The sequence below is a fragment of the Mesorhizobium sp. M7A.F.Ca.US.014.04.1.1 genome (assembly GCF_003998745.1).
Lineage (GTDB): Bacteria > Pseudomonadota > Alphaproteobacteria > Rhizobiales > Rhizobiaceae > Mesorhizobium > Mesorhizobium ciceri.
The window spans coordinates 1-1,587 of sequence record NZ_RZRW01000912.1; the positions used below are offsets into that span (position 1 = coordinate 1).

Below are 1,587 nucleotides of genomic sequence, written 5' to 3' on the forward strand. Positions count from 1 at the left end.
ATCTTGCGCCAGAAGTCCCTGGTCGTGCGGCTGCGTCCCCTGCCCGTGGGCGCGGCATCGCTTGCTGGCCCTTTCGCCAGGTCATGCTCCATCGAAGTCAACCGGCAGCCTTGTTGTCGGGGTCCAGCAGCCGGTGCAGATGAACGACGAAGTAACGCATGTGAGCGTTGTCCACGCTGGCTTGCGCCTTGGCTTTCCACGCCGTGTGCGCGGATTGATAGTCGGGATAGATGCCGACGATGTCGAGCCCGTCGAGATCGCGGAATTCGGTGCCGCCAAGCTTCTTCAGTTCGCCACCGAACACCAGATGCAAAAGCTGTTTCTTTCCGTCTTCCGCGGCCATGTCGGTCCTTCACATATCGTGAGTTTGTCACAGGTCTAGACCAAAGCCGCCGACTTTGGAACCTTTAGGGCGAGATGAATTCATCTCGCCGGGGAAAACGCTTTCACGTGTCCAGACCGGCGATGACGCCGGCGAGCACGGCCAGCAATTCACCGCTGCCGGCAGCAAGGGCGCCGTGACGAGTCACCTCGCCGGCATAAAGTGGAGCGCGGCCATGCTGGTCGAGCAGCTGGCCGCCGGCCTCGCGCAGGATGAGGTCGGCCGCCGCAATGTCCCAGTCATGCGCGTTCGGCTTGACGAAAGTGGCGTCCAGCGCGCCATTGGCGATCATGGCCAGCCGATAGGCGAGCGAAGGGCTGTAAGGCGCCCGCTTCAGCCGCGCCTGCCATTCGGCAGGCATCAGGTCGGTCAACTGCTTCAGCCCGGAAATCTCGGCCGTTTCCGCCAGCTTGCGAACCGCAATGCGCTTGCCGTTGCGGAAAGCACCCTGGCCGGGCAGCGCCCAATAGGTCTCCTCCATCGCCGGGCATTCCAGCACGCCGGCCAGCGTGCGGCCATGCTCGACGACGGCGACGCTGACGCACCAGGTGCGCTGGCCTTCCAGGAAACCGCGCGTGCCGTCGATCGGGTCGACGACGAAGGTGCGGCGTGCCGAAAGCCGGACCGGATCGTCAACTGTCTCTTCCGACAGCCAGCCATAATCCGGCCGCGCCGCCAGCAATGTTTCGCGCAGATAGGCGTCGGCCGCGTGGTCGGCCTCGCTGACCGGTGATGTGCCGCCCTTCATCCAGACTTGCGGGCTGTTGCCGAAGTAGCGCATGGCGATCACCCCCGCCTCGCGGGCGGCATCGCGCAGCAGCGGCAAGTCTTCGGTGGCTCCGGCAGTGGTCAGGTCATGCTCCGGCAAGGGTCATGCCTTCGATCAGGAGCGTCGGCGCCGCGGTGCCGAAATTGCGGTCGAGGTCATCGGCCGGCACCATGTTGAGGAACATCGTCTTCAGGTTCGAGGCGATGGTGACCTCGGCGACGGGATAGGCCAGTTCGCCATTCTCGATCCAGAAACCGGAAGCGCCGCGGCTGTATTCGCCGGTGACCATGTCGACGCCCTGGCCGAACACCTCGGTGACGTAGAAGCCGGTCTTGAGCGATTTGATCAGCTCTTCCGGCGACCGCTCGCCGGGTTCGATGGCGAGATTGGTGGAGGATGGCGTAACGGAGGAGCCGCTGCGTGCGCCGCGGCCGTT

Annotated in this window: 3 protein-coding genes; all 3 read right to left on the minus strand. The window is 64.5% G+C overall.

The window, feature by feature from the left end; translation table 11 throughout:
• Nucleotides 1-97: 97 nt before the first annotated feature.
• Entirely contained in the window at nt 98-343 is a 246-nt protein-coding gene (locus tag EOA22_RS33020) for a DUF4170 domain-containing protein (RefSeq protein ID WP_013532345.1), read from the minus strand.
• A 103-nt stretch (nt 344-446) separates the two neighbouring features.
• Nucleotides 447-1,250, minus strand: a complete 804-nt coding sequence (locus EOA22_RS33025) for a 3'(2'),5'-bisphosphate nucleotidase CysQ (RefSeq protein WP_013532346.1) — start codon at nt 1,248-1,250, stop codon at nt 447-449.
• On the minus strand, nt 1,237-1,587 hold a 351-nt coding region (locus EOA22_RS33030; RefSeq protein ID WP_245478750.1), incomplete at its 5' end, for a metallopeptidase TldD-related protein. The genes EOA22_RS33025 and EOA22_RS33030, both read right to left, overlap by 14 nt.

Coding starts and splice junctions, on each gene's coding strand:
- EOA22_RS33020 (WP_013532345.1), bottom strand. CDS start 343: ATGGCCGCGGAAGACGGAAAGAAACAGCTTTTGCATCTGGTGTTCGGT.